Here is a 14994-nt window from a genome sequence, read left to right on the forward strand (position 1 = left end):
GACCGAATCGGGCGGTGGATCGTTCGGCAAGATGACCCGCTTCAGTGCCCGCTCGTACCGGGGGAGGTCTGACCCACATTCGGTGGGCGGCACAATCGGTACGCACACAGGCTGTGGATAACTTGTGGACAAGGGTCGTTCGGCCAGCCGGGGTGGGGGAAGCACCGCGTGAACCCGGCGGGCCCGGGACGGCCGACGGGGAGGACGGCGGCGTCCGGGAACAGAGGCGAGGGGGTGGCACGACGGTGACGGACACGACCGACCTTGCCGCGGTGTGGACGGCGACGACCGACGAGTTGGCCGACGAGATCGTCTCCGCGCAGCAGCGGGCCTACCTACGGCTGACCCGGCTCCGCGCCATCGTCGAGGACACCGCGCTCGTCTCCGTGCCGGACGCCTTCACCCGAGATGTCATCGAGTCCCGGCTCCGCCCGGCGATCACCGAGGCGCTCACCCGCCGGCTGGGGCGGCCCATCCAGGTGGCTGTCACAGTGCGAGCGCCGGAAGACGGCTCCGGCCGCCCGGCCGGCACCATCTACCACAGCGCCCCCAGCCCAGAGGTCAACACGCCGCCCGGCGGCGCCATCGGCGATGCCGCGGGTGGGATCCCGGACCACGGCGTGGACCAACAGTTCCCGCTGATTCCCGGGCAGGCCCAACCGGAACGCCGCGCCGCGGTGCCCGCCGGTCCGTACGGCGAGCAGCCGACGTCGGTCTCCCAGGACGGCCAGGAGTCGTTGTTCGGCTCCGCTTTCGGCGGGCCGCCCCGAGGCGAGCGACGCGATGTTGACGAGCAGGCCCGACTGGGCCCACCGGTGTCCGAACGCCCCTTCGACGTCCGCTACCGCGCAGAGGTGGCGGACCAGCGCGGAGGGCCGGCACTGCCCCGGGAACTCGGTACCGACAACGGGCCGGGGCGGGTGGACCACCTGCCCCGACCCGGTGGTCGCGAGGACCGCCGGTTGCCAACGCCGGCTGATGGCGGCGGCAACCGGCTCAACCCGAAGTACATGTTCGAAACGTTCGTCATCGGCTCGTCCAACCGGTTTGCCCACGCGGCTTCGGTGGCGGTCGCCGAGTCGCCGGCGAAGGCGTACAACCCGCTGTTCATCTACGGCAGCTCCGGGCTGGGCAAGACGCACCTGCTGCACGCGATCGGCCACTACGCCACCACGCTCGGCAACGCCAACTCGGTCCGGTACGTCTCGACCGAGGAGTTCACCAACGACTTCATCAACTCGCTGCGCGACGACAAGACCAGCGCCTTCCAGCGCCGGTACCGGGATGTCGACATCCTCCTGATCGACGACATCCAGTTCCTGGAGAACCGGGAGCGGACGCAGGAGGAGTTCTTCCACACCTTCAACACGCTGCACAACGCCAACAAGCAGATCGTGATCACCTCCGACCGGTCGCCGAAGCAGCTGGCGACCCTGGAGGACCGGTTGCGGACCCGGTTCGAGTGGGGTCTGCTCGCCGACATCCAGCCGCCAGACCTGGAGACCCGGATCGCGATCCTGCAGAAGAAGGCCGCCCAGGAGCGGCTGTTCGCCCCGCCGGACGTACTCGAGTTCATCGCGTCCCGGGTGTCGAGCTCGATCCGGGAACTTGAAGGCGCGCTGATCCGGGTCACCGCGTTCGCCAGCCTCACCCGGTCGTCGGTGGAGCTGTCGCTGGCCGAGGAGGTGCTGCGGGACTTCATCCCGGATGGCACCGGACCGGAGATCACCGCCGACCAGATCATGGTGGCGACCGCCGACTACTTCGGGGTGAGTCTGGAGGACCTGCGTGGGCACTCCCGCTCGCGGGTGCTCGTCAACGCCCGTCAGGTCGCCATGTACCTGTGCCGGGAGCTGACCGACCTGTCGCTGCCCCGAATCGGACAGGCGTTTGGCGGGCGCGACCACACCACGGTGATGCACGCCGACCGCAAGATTCGTCAGCAGATGGCCGAACGGCGTTCGCTCTACAACCAGATCGCCGAGCTGACTAACCGGATCAAGCAGAACAGCTGAGGCCCCGCCGCCCCAGCTGTCGGCGGGCTGCCCCAAACCGTCGAACCACCCGCTGAGCCACCGAATCCGGCACCACAGCGGCGCTCCTTCGGCGCTCCACCACCCCCACCTGACCGGACGACGGGGTCCGGATCCGGGTGGTGGAGCGGATCCGGGCCCCGGTTCGGGGCCGAGAAGTCCCGCTCGTTGTCCACAGCCTTCGCTTCCGTCGGTGGAGAACGTGCGGCCATCGCCCTCTCGTTATCCACAGGTTGTGGAAAACCCTGGGGGTAGTGCTGTGGATGCTTGGGGATAACAGGGTCGTTGTCCACCGGGGGCGGGCCGGGTGTGGACGGGCTGTTGAAGGTTCTGGGGATAACTCGGGTCGAGCTACGAACGACGATCCACAGGTCTGGGGAAGAAGTCGGTGGATAACCGGTGGATAACCCGTGGACAACGGTGGACGGGCTGGGGGTAACTCTGGCCTGTGGATGACAGCCCGGGTTTTCCCCCGGGTTCTCCACAGGAAACCCACCGGTGGATACCCGGGCTGACCTGGGTCAACACAGGTTCTCCACAGTTTGCACAGGTGCGACGAAGACGATGAGTTAGATCTCTAAAGACAACAAAAACCAATCATCACCGTTGGACTTCCTGTGGATCGGGCCGCAGACCCCCGCTGCCGGTCAGCGGCACCTGGAGACGCATGGGGCCGGGCGTACCGCCATTGCCCCCGCGCCCTAAGGTGCCAGGAGAACCGGCACGCCCCGGCGGGTCGGCAGGCAGCGGTCGGCATGAGAGAGTTGGCGCTGACGTTGACGCGGAGGCATTGATGAAGTTCCGAGTAGAGCGCGACGCGCTCGCCGAGGCCGTGGCCTGGACCGCAAAGAGCCTGCCGAACCGTCCTTCGGTACCGGTGCTCGCCGGAGTGCTGCTCCGGGTCACCGACGGCAACCTGCAGGTCTCTGGCTTCGACTACGAGGTCTCCAGCCAGGTGACCGTCGAGGTGCAGGGGGACGCCGACGGCGCCGCCCTGGTCTCCGGCCGGCTCCTCGCTGAGATCACCAAGGCACTGCCGGCGAAGCCGGTCGACATCGCGGCAGTCGGTGCCCACCTCGAGCTCGTCTGCGGCAGCGCCCGGTTCACCCTGCCCACCATGCCGGTTGAGGACTATCCGACACTCCCGGAGATGCCGGTCAGCGCTGGCACCATCGACGCCGCCGCGTTCGCCGCCGCCGTCGCCCAGGTAGCCGTGGCGGCCGGCCGGGACGAGACCCTGCCGATGATGACCGGCGTGCGGCTGGAGCTCTCCGGGGGCACATTGGCCATGCTCGCCACCGACCGCTACCGCCTCGCCCTGCGCGAGATCGAGTGGCACCCGGAAGACCCGGAGATCAGCCTCAACGCGCTGGTGCCGGCCCGCACTCTGCACGACACCGCCAAGGCCCTGGGGCCGCTCGGCGGCCAGGTAACCATGGCGCTCTCCCAGGGGGCGGCGGGCGAGGGCATGATCGGTTTCGTTGGCGGCCCCCGGCGCACCACCAGCCGGCTCCTCGACGGCGCCAACTACCCGCCGGTCCGCTCCCTCTTCCCGGCCACCCACAACGCGCAGGCCCAGGTGCCGGTCAGCGCGCTTATCGAGGTCGTCAAGCGGGTCGCGCTCGTCGCCGAACGCACCACTCCGGTGCTGCTGAGCCTGAGCGGTGACGGACTGGTGGTCGAGGCCGGTGGTACCGAAGAGGCCCGCGCCAGCGAGGCGATGGAGGCCACCTTCAACGGTGATCCGCTGACGGTCGGCTTCAACCCCCAATATCTGATCGACGGTCTCTCGAACATGGGGACCCAGTTTGCCGTTCTGTCGTTCGTTGACGCCTTCAAGCCGGCGGTGATTTCTCCCGTCGGCGAGGATGGTGAGATCGTTCCCGGGTACCGCTACCTCATCATGCCGATCCGCGTCTCCCGCTGATCGCACCGGAGACGACCACAACGCACGGAGGTACGGACAATGCAGCTCGGCCTGGTAGGGCTCGGCCGGATGGGCGGCAACATGCGGGAGCGGCTTCGGGCCGCCGGGCATGAGGTGGTCGGCTACGACAACCAGGCCGAGCTGAGCGACGTCGCGAGCCTGGCGGAGATGGCGCAGAAGCTGGACGCGCCCCGCGCGGTCTGGGTGATGGTCCCTGCCGCCGTCACCGACGAGACCATCAACAAGGTGGCGGAGGTGCTCGACGCCGGCGACATCATCGTTGACGGTGGCAACTCACGGTTCAGCGACGATGCCCCGCGCGCCGAGCGGCTGAACAAACAGGGCATCGGGTACGTCGACGCCGGGGTTTCCGGTGGCGTCTGGGGCCGGCAGAACGGGTACGCCCTCATGGTCGGCGGCGCCCAGGAACACGTTGACCGGCTGATGCCGATCTTCGAGGCGTTGAAGCCGGCCGGAGACTTCGGCTTCGTGCACGCTGGTCCGGTCGGTGCCGGGCACTACGCCAAGATGGTGCACAACGGCGTCGAGTACGGTCTCATGCACGCCTACGCCGAGGGCTACGAATTGCTGGCCAAGTCCGAGCTGGTCACCGATGTCCCGGGTGTCTTCAAGTCCTGGCGGGAGGGCACGGTCGTCCGCTCCTGGCTGCTCGACCTCCTCGACCGGGCACTCGATGAGGACCCGGAGTTGGCCGAGTTGAGTCCCTACACCGAGGACACCGGCGAGGGGCGCTGGACCGTGGACGAGGCGGTCCGGCTCGCCGTTCCGATGAACGTCATCGCCGCCGCGCTCTTCGCCCGCTTCACCTCCCGGGAGGATGACTCGCCCGCGATGAAGGCCGTCGCCGCGCTGCGCCAGCAGTTCGGCGGGCACGCCGTTCGTAAGCGCTGACGGCCCACCACCCGTGTACGTCCGCCGGCTGGAACTCGTCGACTTCCGCTCGTACGAGCGGGTCGGAGTGGATTTTGAACCGGGGGCGAACGTCCTGGTCGGTTCGAACGGGGTCGGCAAGACCAACCTGATCGAGGCGCTCGGCTACGTGGCGACCCTGGACTCCCACCGGGTCGCCACGGACGCCCCGCTGGTGCGGATGGGTGCCGCCGCGGGGATCATCCGCTGCACCGTGGTGCACGAGGGGCGGGAGCTGCTGGTCGAGCTGGAGATCGTTCCGGGGCGGGCCAACCGGGCCCGGCTCGGCCGGTCCCCGGCCCGGCGGGCCCGGGACGTGCTCGGTGCCCTGCGGCTGGTGCTCTTCGCCCCGGAGGACCTGGAGTTGGTCCGGGGCGACCCGGCGCAGCGGCGCCGCTACCTCGATGATCTGCTGGTGCTCCGGCAGCCCCGGTTCGCCGGGGTGCGGGCCGACTACGAACGGGTGCTCCGGCAGCGGAACGCGCTGCTGCGTACCGCGTACTTGGCCCGTAAGACCGGCGGTACCCGCGGCGGCGACCTCTCCACGCTCGCGGTCTGGGACGACCACCTCGCGCGGCACGGTGCCGAGCTGCTCGCCGGTCGGCTCGACCTCGTCGCCGCACTCACCCCCCACGTCACCCGGGCGTACGACGCGGTGGCCGCCGGTGGGGGCGCGGCCGGCATCGCGTACCGGTCGTCGGTCGAACCGGCCGGCCCAACCGCTGACCGGGCGGAGCTGACCGCGGTGCTGAACGATGCGCTCGTCGCCGGCCGGGCGGCCGAGATCGAGCGGGGGACCACCCTGGTCGGCCCGCACCGGGACGACCTGACCCTCACGCTCGGCCCATTGCCCGCGAAGGGGTACGCCAGCCACGGTGAGTCCTGGTCGTTGGCGTTGGCGCTTCGGCTGGCCGGGTACGAACTACTGCGCGCTGACGGGATCGAGCCGGTCCTGGTGCTGGACGACGTCTTCGCCGAGCTGGACACCGGCCGGCGGGACCGCCTCGCCGAGCTGGTCGGTGCGGCGAGCCAACTCCTGGTGACCTGTGCGGTGGCAGAAGATCTCCCCGCGCGTCTGCATGGCGCGCGGTTCGTTGTCCGCGAGGGGGAGGTGCAGCGTGTCGGATGAGGCGAAACCCACCGCCGGACCCCGTGCGGCGGGGGATACCGGAGCGGCCGGTGCCTCCGCCCCGCCAGCGGACGCCGGGGCGGAGGCACCGGCCGGGCCGCAGCTCGCGCGGGCCGTGCTGGATGCGGCGAAGGCGCGGCGTCAGGCGGCGCAGCCGCAACGGCGTAGTCGCAACGGCGGGGCGAGCGGTGGGGGGCGACGGCCGCGGGGCTACTCCGGCCCGGGGCCGGACCCGCGTGACCCGCAGCCGCTCGGGGCGGTGCTGGACCGGCTGGTGAAGGCCCGGGGCTGGCAGCAACCGGCGGCCGAGGCCACGGTCTTCGGCGCCTGGGAACGGGTGGTCGGCCCGGACGTGGCCCAGCACAGCCGCCCGGTGAAGCTGGAAGGGGGTGAGCTGACCGTGGAGGCACGCTCGACCGCCTGGGCCACCCAGCTCCGGCTGCTCGCCGGCTCGCTGCTGCAGCAGATCGCCAGCGAGGTGGGCCACAACGTCGTACGCCGGCTGAACATCCACGGTCCGGCCGCGCCGTCCTGGTCGCGTGGCCCTCGTCGGGTGCGGGGTCGCGGCCCCCGGGACACCTACGGCTGAACGGACCGTCGGGGTGCCGCCGACTCGGCGTAGACCGCGAAGCCCCGCTCGGCGCAGCGGCGGTAGAAGGCGGCCAGGACGCTCAGTTCCGCGCAGGTGAAGGTCCACTGCGGCGGAGCTCCGTTGTCGTCGCGGAGCCGGTCCAGCCGGCTGTCCAGCCAACGCAGCTGCTGCTCGGCCAGGCGTCCGTCGCCGAGTAGCGCGCGGAGCACCGCGCTGACGGTCTCGAAGGTGACTGCCTCGTCGACTACGCGGTGCCGCGCCACGAACCGTTCGACTCCGTCGGCGATCCACCCGCAGCCGTCCGGGTCGATCACCGGGTCCTCGTCCTCCTCCGAGTTCTCTGTGGCGTACAGCACATTCTCCAAGCCGAGGATCAGATCGACCAGCTCGGTGTACGCGGTTGCCCGGACTGTGCCGGTCTTGGCGATCAGCTCGGCGAGCGCGGCGGTCGGTGCGGAGATCCGCGGCATGTCGACGATCTCGCCGAAGTCCACGAACTCCGCCGGCGCGACCGGTTCGTAGAAGCGGCCGGTCCGCGGCCAGTTCACCACGACGTTGTCCAGCCCCATCTGGTGTCACCTCTCAAGCCCATCTCCGGAAGAACGCGTCGATCGTCCGGTTCCAGCCGGCAAAGATCAAGCTGGAGTTGATCGCGAGATGGACACACATTGGGCGCGGCGTCGCCGGCCGGTGCGAGCCTATGGCCGGCTCGGTGTACGTAGGGGGAGTCGTGGAGTGAGCAGTCGGCCGGCTATGAAGGTCTCAGCTACCGCGCAAGGGGTGCCGAGTGGTGGATCTGTCGCCGACGCACAGTAGGATTGGGCCTGAGACGAAGACCCGGTGCGGAGCGATGAAACCCGGGGCCAGCATGGGCCCGAGGTCATCGTTCCACATCAGGTCGAGCCGATCGCGATCCGCGGGCACCCGCGGCGGCCGGCGCGTTCGACCCCGGCCCGGACTACTTTCCGGTGCCGGTCCGCGCGCCCGACGTCGCGTTCTGTCCGCCGAACCCCGTGACCGGTCGCGCCAGTGGTGTGGCCGACGCGAGAAAGTGGCCGAGGGTGGCAGCGCAGGACAAGCAGGAGTACGGCGCAGAGTCGATCACCGTCCTCGAAGGGCTGGAGGCGGTCCGTAAGCGCCCCGGTATGTACATCGGGTCCACCGGCGAACGCGGCCTGCACCACCTGGTGTGGGAGGTCGTGGACAACGCGGTGGACGAGGCGCTGGCCGGGCACTGCGACACCATCGACGTGGTGCTGCTCGCCGACGGCGGGGTTCGGGTCACCGACAACGGCCGTGGTTTCCCGGTCGACCCGCATCCGAAGCTCAAGAAGCCGGGTGTGGAGGTGGCGCTGACGGTGCTGCACGCTGGCGGCAAGTTTGACGGCAAGGCGTACGCCGTCTCCGGTGGCTTGCACGGCGTCGGTGTGTCGGTCGTGAACGCCCTCTCCACCCGGATGGCGGTCGAGATCCAGAAGGACGGCTACTTCTGGCGGCAGTCGTACACGGATTCGAAGCCGACGCCGCTGGAGAAGGGGGAGCCGACCGACGCCACCGGCTCGGCGGTCTCCTTCTGGCCTGACCCGACGGTCTTCGATACCGTTAGTTTCGACTTCCAGACCATCTACCGTCGGCTCCAGGAGATGGCCTTCCTCAGCCGGGGGCTGACCATCCACTTCCTCGACGAACGGGTCGACGAGGGCGATGACAGCAAGACGCGCGAGGTCACCTTCTGCTACCAGGGTGGCATCGCCGACTTCGTCCGGCACCTGAACGCCTCGAAGACCTCGATCCACAAGTCGGTGGTGGAGTTCGGCACCGACGAAGACGGCATGTCGGTCGAGATCGCCATGCAGTGGAACGAGTCGTACGGCGAGTCGGTCTACACCTTCGCCAACAACATCAACACGCATGAGGGCGGCACCCACGAGGAAGGCTTCCGGTCGGCGCTGACCAGCGTCATCAACCGGTACGGTGCGGAGAAGCGGCTCCTCAAGAGTGACGAGAAGCTCTCCGGGGAGGACATCCGGGAGGGGCTGGCGGCGATCATCTCGGTGAAGCTGACCAACCCGCAGTTCGAGGGGCAGACCAAGACCAAGCTGGGCAACACCCCGGTCAAGAGTTTCGTGCAGCGGGTCTGCAACGAGTGGTTGGTGGACTGGCTGGACCGGAACCCGGCCGAGGCGAAGGTCATCATCACCAAGGCCTCCCAGGCCGCGCGTGCCCGGGTCGCCGCTCAGCAGGCCCGCAAGTTGGCCCGCCGCAAGTCGCTGCTGGAGTCCGGCTCGATGCCGGGCAAGCTGGCCGACTGCCAGTCAACCGATCCTCGCGAGTGCGAGGTCTTCATCGTTGAGGGCGACTCGGCCGGCGGCTCCGCGAAGCAGGGGCGCGACCCGCGGACGCAGGCGATCCTGCCGATCCGGGGCAAGATCCTCAATGTGGAGAAGGCGCGGATCGACCGGGTCCTGAAGAACAACGAGGTCCAGGCGCTGATCACCGCGCTCGGCACGGGTATCCACGACGACTTCGACATCGAGAAGCTGCGGTACCACAAGATCGTGTTGATGGCCGACGCGGACGTCGATGGTCAGCACATCCAGACGCTGCTGCTGACGCTGCTCTTCCGCTTCATGCGGCCGCTGGTCGAGCTGGGGCACGTCTACCTGGCCGCCCCGCCGCTTTACAAGATCAAGTGGAATCGAAAGGGCGACGATGCGCAGTACGCGTACTCGGACCGGGAGCGGGACGGTCTGATCACCCTGCGGCAGCAGAAGAAGCCCAACGCCAAGCCGGACGACATCCAGCGGTTCAAGGGGCTCGGCGAGATGAACTATCCCGAGCTGTGGGAGACCACGATGAACCCGGCCACCCGCACCCTGCGGCAGGTGACCCTCGATGACGCGGCGACCGCGGACGAACTGTTCAGTGTGCTGATGGGGGAGGATGTCGAGGCTCGTCGCTCGTTTATCCAGCGTAACGCCAAGGACGTACGGTTCCTGGACATCTGAGGCCCGCTCGGGTCTGGTCCGGCGCCCGCGGCGCGACTCGGTGAATCCACAGAGTTATCCACAGCCAGGCCAGTTTCCACAGCGGTTATCCACAGCACAAAAGCGACTCTGAGTCTGATAAGGGTTAAGAAGTGACCGATACCCCCGAGTCCACACCGAACGAGCCCGACGTCCCTGAGACCGCCGGCGCCGTCGTGGCGCACGACCGGATCGAGCCGGTCGGGCTCGAGGTGGAGATGCAGCGCTCCTACCTCGACTACGCCATGAGCGTGATCGTCGGGCGGGCGCTGCCGGACGTCCGGGACGGGCTGAAGCCGGTCCACCGCAAGATCCTCTACGCGATGTTCGACTCGGGGTACCGGCCCGACCGGGGGTACGTGAAGTGCTCCCGGGTGGTCGGCGACGTGATGGGCCAGTTCCACCCGCACGGTGACTCGGCGATCTACGACGCGCTGGTCCGGATGGCCCAGCCCTGGGCGCTGCGCTACCCGCTGGTAGACGGCAACGGCAACTTCGGCTCCCCGGGTAACGATCCGGCGGCGGCGATGCGGTACACCGAGTGCAAGCTCCAACCGCTGGCGATGGAGATGCTGCGGGACATCGACGAGGACACCGTCGACCTGCAGGACAACTACGACGGCCGGGCCAAGGAGCCCACGATCCTGCCGTCCCGGATCCCCAACCTGCTGGTCAACGGCTCCGAAGGCATCGCGGTCGGGATGGCCACCAAGATCCCACCGCACAACCTGCGGGAGATCGGTGCGGCGGTGCAGTGGTGCCTGGAGCACCCGGAGGCCGACGAGGCGAGCACCCTGGAGGCGCTCCTGGGGATCGTCAAGGGGCCGGACTTCCCGACCCACGGCCTGATCGTCGGCCAGGCGGGGATCCAGGACGCGTACCGCACCGGTCGCGGTTCGATCCGGATGCGGGCCGTGGTCGAGGTCGAGGAGGACAAGCGGGGTCGCCCGGCACTGGTGGTCAGCGAGCTGCCGTACCAGGTGAACCCGGACAACCTGGCCGAGCGGATCGCCGAGCTGATCAAGGAGGGGAAGCTCGGCGGAATCGCCGACATCCGGGACGAGTCCTCCGGCCGCACCGGCCTGCGCCTGGTGCTGGTACTCAAGCGTGACGCGGTCGCCAAGGTGGTGCTGAACAACCTCTACAAGCACACCCAGCTCCAGGAGACCTTCGGCGCGAACATGCTGGCGCTGGTGGACGGTGTGCCGCGCACGCTGAACCTGGCCCAGTTCATCCGCTACTACGTCGATCACCAGATCGAGGTGATCCGTCGGCGGACGGCGTACCGGCTGCGTAAGGCCGAGGAGCGGGCGCACATCCTGCGGGGTCTGGCCAAGGCGCTGGACGCCCTCGACGAGGTGATCGCGCTGATCCGGCGCTCGCCGACGGTGGACGACGCGCGGCAGGGCCTGATCCGGTTGCTGGAGATCGACGAGATCCAGGCGACCGCGATCCTGGACATGCAGCTGCGCCGGCTGGCCGCGCTGGAGCGGCAGCGAATCCTCGACGACCTGGCGAAGCTGGAGCTGGAGATCGCCGACTACAAGGACATCCTGGCGAAGCCCGAGCGGCAGCGGCGGATCGTCTCGGAGGAGCTGGGCGAGATCGTCGCGAAGTGGGGCGACGACCGGCGTACCCAGATCATTCCGTTCGACGGCGAGGTCTCGATGGAGGACCTGATCGCCCGCGAGGACGTCGTGGTCACCATCACCCGAACCGGGTACGCGAAGCGCACCAAGGTGGACGCGTACCGCTCGCAGCGGCGGGGCGGCAAGGGGGTCAGCGGCGCCTCCCTGCGGCAGGACGACATCGTCAGCCACTTCTTCGTGTGCTCGACGCACGACTGGATTCTGTTCTTCACCAACAAGGGCCGGGTGTACCGGGCCAAGGCGTACGAGCTCCCGGAAGCCAGTAGGGTGGCCAAGGGCCAGCACGTGGCCAATCTGCTCGCCTTCCAGCCAGACGAGCAGATCGCACAGATCATCGAGATTTCCGACTACCAGGTGGCCCCCTACCTGGTGTTGGCCACGAAGAACGGAGTGGTAAAGAAGACGAGACTCGAGGAGTTCGACTCCAACCGGTCCGGCGGCATCATCGCGATCAACCTGCGCGAGGACGACGAACTGGTCGGCGCCGCCCTGGTGGCGCCGGAGCAGGATCTCCTGCTGGTGTCGAAGAACGCCCTGGCGATCCGGTTCAACGCCTCCGATGAGGCGCTGCGGCCGATGGGGCGAGCTACCTCGGGCGTGATCGGGATGCGGTTCAGCGAGGACGACGAGTTGCTCGCGATGGAGGTCGTCCGGCACGGCTTGGACGTCCTGGTGGCCACCAACGGTGGTTACGCGAAACGTACTCCGATCGAGGAATACCCGGTCCAGGGCCGGGGAGGTAAGGGCGTGCTGACTGCGAAGATCACCGAACGGCGCGGTGGTCTGGTCGGTGCTGTGGTGATCGACCCGGACGACGAGCTCTTCGCTATCACCAGTAACGGTGGTGTCATTCGGACTCCGGTGAAGCCTGTACGCCGTACGCGCGACCGGAACACAATGGGGGTCAAGCTGATGGACCTTCCGGATGGCGTAACCATCGTGGCGATTGCTCGCAATGCCGACGAGCCTGACGAACAGGACTAGTTGCATGACGGAGACACAGGCGAAGTCGGGGAACGCGGGGAACTCGGCTGACCCGGTCGACGAGGACGGCGCCACGAACGGTGCCTCAGCCGCCAGCCGCGCGGCAGTGGGCCGGGCCACCGTCCCCGCCGACGTGCCGGCCCCCAAGTTCACCAGAGCTCCGGGGATGGCCCCGCCGCCGGACAAGCCGGCCGAGGAGCCGGAATCCCCCGAGGAACCGGTTACGGCCACGAAGGCTGAGACGCCGCGTACCGATGGTGCCGCCGCTGAGAAGAAGACGGCCGGAACAGCCCAGGTACCGACCTCCGGCGGCGCTGGGAAGACCAGCGCGGCGGCCGGGAGTGCGGCCGTCGGGAATCTGGCCGCCCTAGGCGGCGTGAACAGCGTCCCCCGACCTGGTGACACCGGAAGTCAGCCGCGGGTCACCGGGGCCGCCGGACCACAGCCGAACTCCGCTGGCCGGCCCCAGGGCGGCGGCCTCCCGCCGGGAATCGGCGGGGCGGCGGCCGTCGGCGCGGCGCGTGTCGGCGAGGCGGTACGCGCCGCGCGTACCGCGGTCAGCTCAGCCGCGTCTCGCGGCCCGCGCCGGGCCCGGCTGAACCTGCGGCGGATCGACCCGTGGTCGGTGATGAAGTTCGCCTTCGCCGTTTCGGTGGTGCTCTTCATCGTCGTCGTGGTCGCGACCTCGGTGCTGTATCTGGCGCTGGACGCGATGGGCGTGTTCGCCAGCGTCAACGACAGCCTGAGTGATCTGGTCAACGCGGGCGGCGGGCAGAGCGCCAATGGCTTCCAGATCACCGCCAGTGGCGTGATTCTGAGTTCAGCGTTGATCGGCTTGGTCAACGTCGTGCTGTTCACGGCGCTGGCAACGCTGGGTGCGTTCGTCTACAACGTCTGCGCCGACCTGGTGGGCGGGGTCGAGCTGACGCTCGCCGAGCGCGACTGAGTACGTCAGCGGGACCCGGGCCGACGGCCCGGGTCCCGAACCGTCGGCCCGGGACCGCGCCCGAAGCCACCCCGATTTTGGGGCGGTCGGCCCGGTGGGTTAACCTTGCTCGTCGCAACACGGGGCTATAGCTCAGTCGGTTAGAGCGCAGAGCTGATAACTCTGAGGTCGCTGGTTCGATTCCAGCTAGCCCCACCTCCGCTCGGTCCTCACATTCTGGGGGCCGAGCGTTTTTCGTGCGCCGGTTACAGGTTTCCCCCACCGCACCGGCAGCGAGACGCCGGCACCGCAGCACGCCTGGCGGGAGTGTCGTACCCCACTTCTAGTCTGGTGCCGTTCGATGCTTCGTCTGGCCCGGGGAACCCGGGCCGATTCGTCTTCGATGGGGACCGGTGCTCAACCACCTCGGCATTCAGGTCCGTGATCCGGATGGCAACAACGTCGAGGCGGTCTGCCACCGGCCGGGGTGATCGGTCCCGCGGCGTCGGCTGGGGGCAGGAGACGGTGCTGAGTCGTCCAGGGGGCGCTGCATCGGTGGGCCCGTTTACCGCGCCCTTGCTTCCGGCTGATACGGTCCTCGGGTAGGTCCGACCGCACTGTCGAGCGTGAGGGGTTGCCCTAATGTTCAAGAAGCTGCTGATCCTCGTCGGCATTGTCGGTGTGGCGGCAGTCGTGGTCAAGCGAGTCAAGGAAACCAACGACGAGCGTGCCCTCTGGCACGAGGCCACCAACGCGCCCGACCTGCGCTGACTCGTACTGGCCCGCGTTCGGCGACACGGACCGGACCGCCTCCGGGGCCCTAGCTCAACTGGCAGAGCACTGCCTTTGCAAGGCAGGGGTTAGGGGTTCAAGTCCCCTGGGCTCCACTTTCCAAGCCTGTGACCAGGCGTGATCTCGTTTCCAGATCGTCGGGGACTCGTCCGGGACACCCCACCTAGTCCGACGGCCGATTTTGGTCTTGCTGACCGCTGCACGGCGGCGCTCGTAGCGTGGGCAGAAGCGCACGTAGTCCCCAACGTGATCGACTACCATCGGTGCGTGTGGGAACAGCGGGCTTCGCCCATTCCCGAGATCCGGACAGTCTGGCGTGCCTACGTCGAGGAAGCCGCCGATTACATCGACGAGGCCAGCGAGCACTGGGGCCTGTCGTTCATCCGTCGCTCCGATGGATCGCTGGCGGCTGAGCTGGCGGGTCCGCGGATCACGGGTTTGCCGATTTGCGCACATGTCGGGGAGTCCTACTGGGGCGTCGAGCTCGCCGCTGACGTGGTGATCCCAGGCGTGGACAAGGCGGTGCTGCGCGGTGCGATTGCTGAGCTGCCGGTTGCCGACGGGCAGGTAGCGCTCGGGGGCCGCCGCTGTCGCGTTCCTAGGTGGGAGGAACTCGAGTCCTTCGTCGCGCGGCTTGTGGCCGACGGGGTGTTGGTGGCGGATGCCGACATCCGGCGGGCGCTCAACGGCGACGACCGTGGGCTGTCGCGGCGGAGCTGGCAGCGGCGGTTCCGGTCGATCACCGGCCTGCGTCGCAAGGAAATCGAGCGGCTCGACCGTGCGCGTCGTGCCTACCAGCTGCTCAGCGCGGGAGTGCCGCCGTCCGAGGTCGCTCTCGCCCTGGAGTATGCCGATCAGGCGCATCTAACCCGAGAGCTGAGGCGCATCCGGGGTGAGACGCCGGCTCGCATCCGCGCGGCGGCGACCGCCTGACGTTGGCGTTTTTGTTCAAGACCTCCGGACGGTCGGCCAGCGAGGGTGGGGACACTGATCAGCCGACCCTGCGC

Annotated in this window: 10 protein-coding genes, 2 tRNA genes and 1 pseudogene; 12 read left to right on the forward strand and 1 reads right to left on the reverse strand. The window is 68.6% G+C overall.

Annotated features, from left to right (window positions below; all coding sequences use genetic code 11):
* Positions 1–245: 245 nt before the first annotated feature.
* From dnaA to SALPAC2_RS0116730, 5 genes and pseudogenes are all read left to right on the forward strand, one after another.
* The gene (gene dnaA / locus SALPAC2_RS0116710) at positions 246–2015 is read left to right on the forward strand and encodes a chromosomal replication initiator protein DnaA (protein WP_018217784.1); all 1770 of its coding nucleotides are present in this window, start codon (positions 246–248) and stop codon (positions 2013–2015) included.
* An 811-nt stretch (positions 2016–2826) separates the two neighbouring features.
* Positions 2827–3960: a DNA polymerase III subunit beta gene (dnaN, locus tag SALPAC2_RS0116715; protein WP_018217785.1), complete on the forward strand. Its 1134-nt coding sequence runs from the start codon at positions 2827–2829 to the stop codon at positions 3958–3960.
* Between the two features lie 21 nt (positions 3961–3981).
* A pseudogene (gene gnd, locus SALPAC2_RS0116720) lies at positions 3982–4872 on the forward strand (phosphogluconate dehydrogenase (NAD(+)-dependent, decarboxylating)); the annotation flags it as partial.
* Positions 4873–4885: 13 nt separating this feature from the next.
* On the forward strand, positions 4886–6019 hold the full coding sequence (gene recF / locus SALPAC2_RS0116725; RefSeq protein WP_018217787.1) for a DNA replication/repair protein RecF: 1134 nt from the start codon (positions 4886–4888) through the stop codon (positions 6017–6019).
* Positions 6009–6608: a DUF721 domain-containing protein gene (locus tag SALPAC2_RS0116730; protein ID WP_018217788.1), complete on the forward strand. Its 600-nt coding sequence runs from the start codon at positions 6009–6011 to the stop codon at positions 6606–6608. The genes recF and SALPAC2_RS0116730 overlap by 11 nt, the downstream gene beginning before the upstream one ends.
* On the opposite strand, the gene SALPAC2_RS0116735 is transcribed toward SALPAC2_RS0116730, so the two are convergent.
* Positions 6599–7180 carry a hypothetical protein gene (locus tag SALPAC2_RS0116735; protein ID WP_018217789.1) on the reverse strand — a complete coding sequence of 194 codons (582 nt, stop codon included), beginning with the start codon at positions 7178–7180 and terminating at the stop codon, positions 6599–6601. The genes SALPAC2_RS0116730 and SALPAC2_RS0116735 overlap by 10 nt on opposite strands.
* Before the next feature lie 492 nt (positions 7181–7672).
* On the opposite strand from SALPAC2_RS0116735, the gene gyrB reads away from it, so the two are divergent.
* From gyrB to SALPAC2_RS0116775, 7 genes are all read left to right on the forward strand, one after another.
* Positions 7673–9619: a DNA topoisomerase (ATP-hydrolyzing) subunit B gene (gene gyrB / locus SALPAC2_RS0116745; RefSeq protein WP_026184810.1), complete on the forward strand. Its 1947-nt coding sequence runs from the start codon at positions 7673–7675 to the stop codon at positions 9617–9619.
* A gap of 131 nt (positions 9620–9750) precedes the next feature.
* Positions 9751–12270 (forward strand): DNA gyrase subunit A, encoded by a 2520-nt coding sequence (gyrA, locus tag SALPAC2_RS0116750; protein WP_018217791.1) that lies wholly within the window; start codon positions 9751–9753, stop codon positions 12268–12270.
* Positions 12271–12274: 4 nt separating this feature from the next.
* Positions 12275–13216 carry a DUF3566 domain-containing protein gene (locus SALPAC2_RS0116755; protein ID WP_018217792.1) on the forward strand — a complete coding sequence of 314 codons (942 nt, stop codon included), beginning with the start codon at positions 12275–12277 and terminating at the stop codon, positions 13214–13216.
* 121 nt (positions 13217–13337) lie between these two features.
* A tRNA-Ile gene (locus tag SALPAC2_RS0116760) sits at positions 13338–13411 on the forward strand.
* Positions 13412–13837: 426 nt separating this feature from the next.
* Positions 13838–13966 carry a DLW-39 family protein gene (locus tag SALPAC2_RS28005; protein ID WP_018217793.1) on the forward strand — a complete coding sequence of 43 codons (129 nt, stop codon included), beginning with the start codon at positions 13838–13840 and terminating at the stop codon, positions 13964–13966.
* Positions 13967–14009: 43 nt separating this feature from the next.
* A tRNA-Ala gene (locus SALPAC2_RS0116770) sits at positions 14010–14082 on the forward strand.
* Positions 14083–14254: 172 nt separating this feature from the next.
* Entirely contained in the window at positions 14255–14920 is a 666-nt protein-coding gene (locus SALPAC2_RS0116775) for a helix-turn-helix domain-containing protein (RefSeq protein WP_026184811.1), read from the forward strand.
* Positions 14921–14994 lie beyond the last annotated feature (74 nt).

The organism is Salinispora vitiensis, from assembly GCF_000378825.1.
Classification (GTDB): Bacteria; Actinomycetota; Actinomycetes; order Mycobacteriales; family Micromonosporaceae; genus Micromonospora; species Micromonospora vitiensis.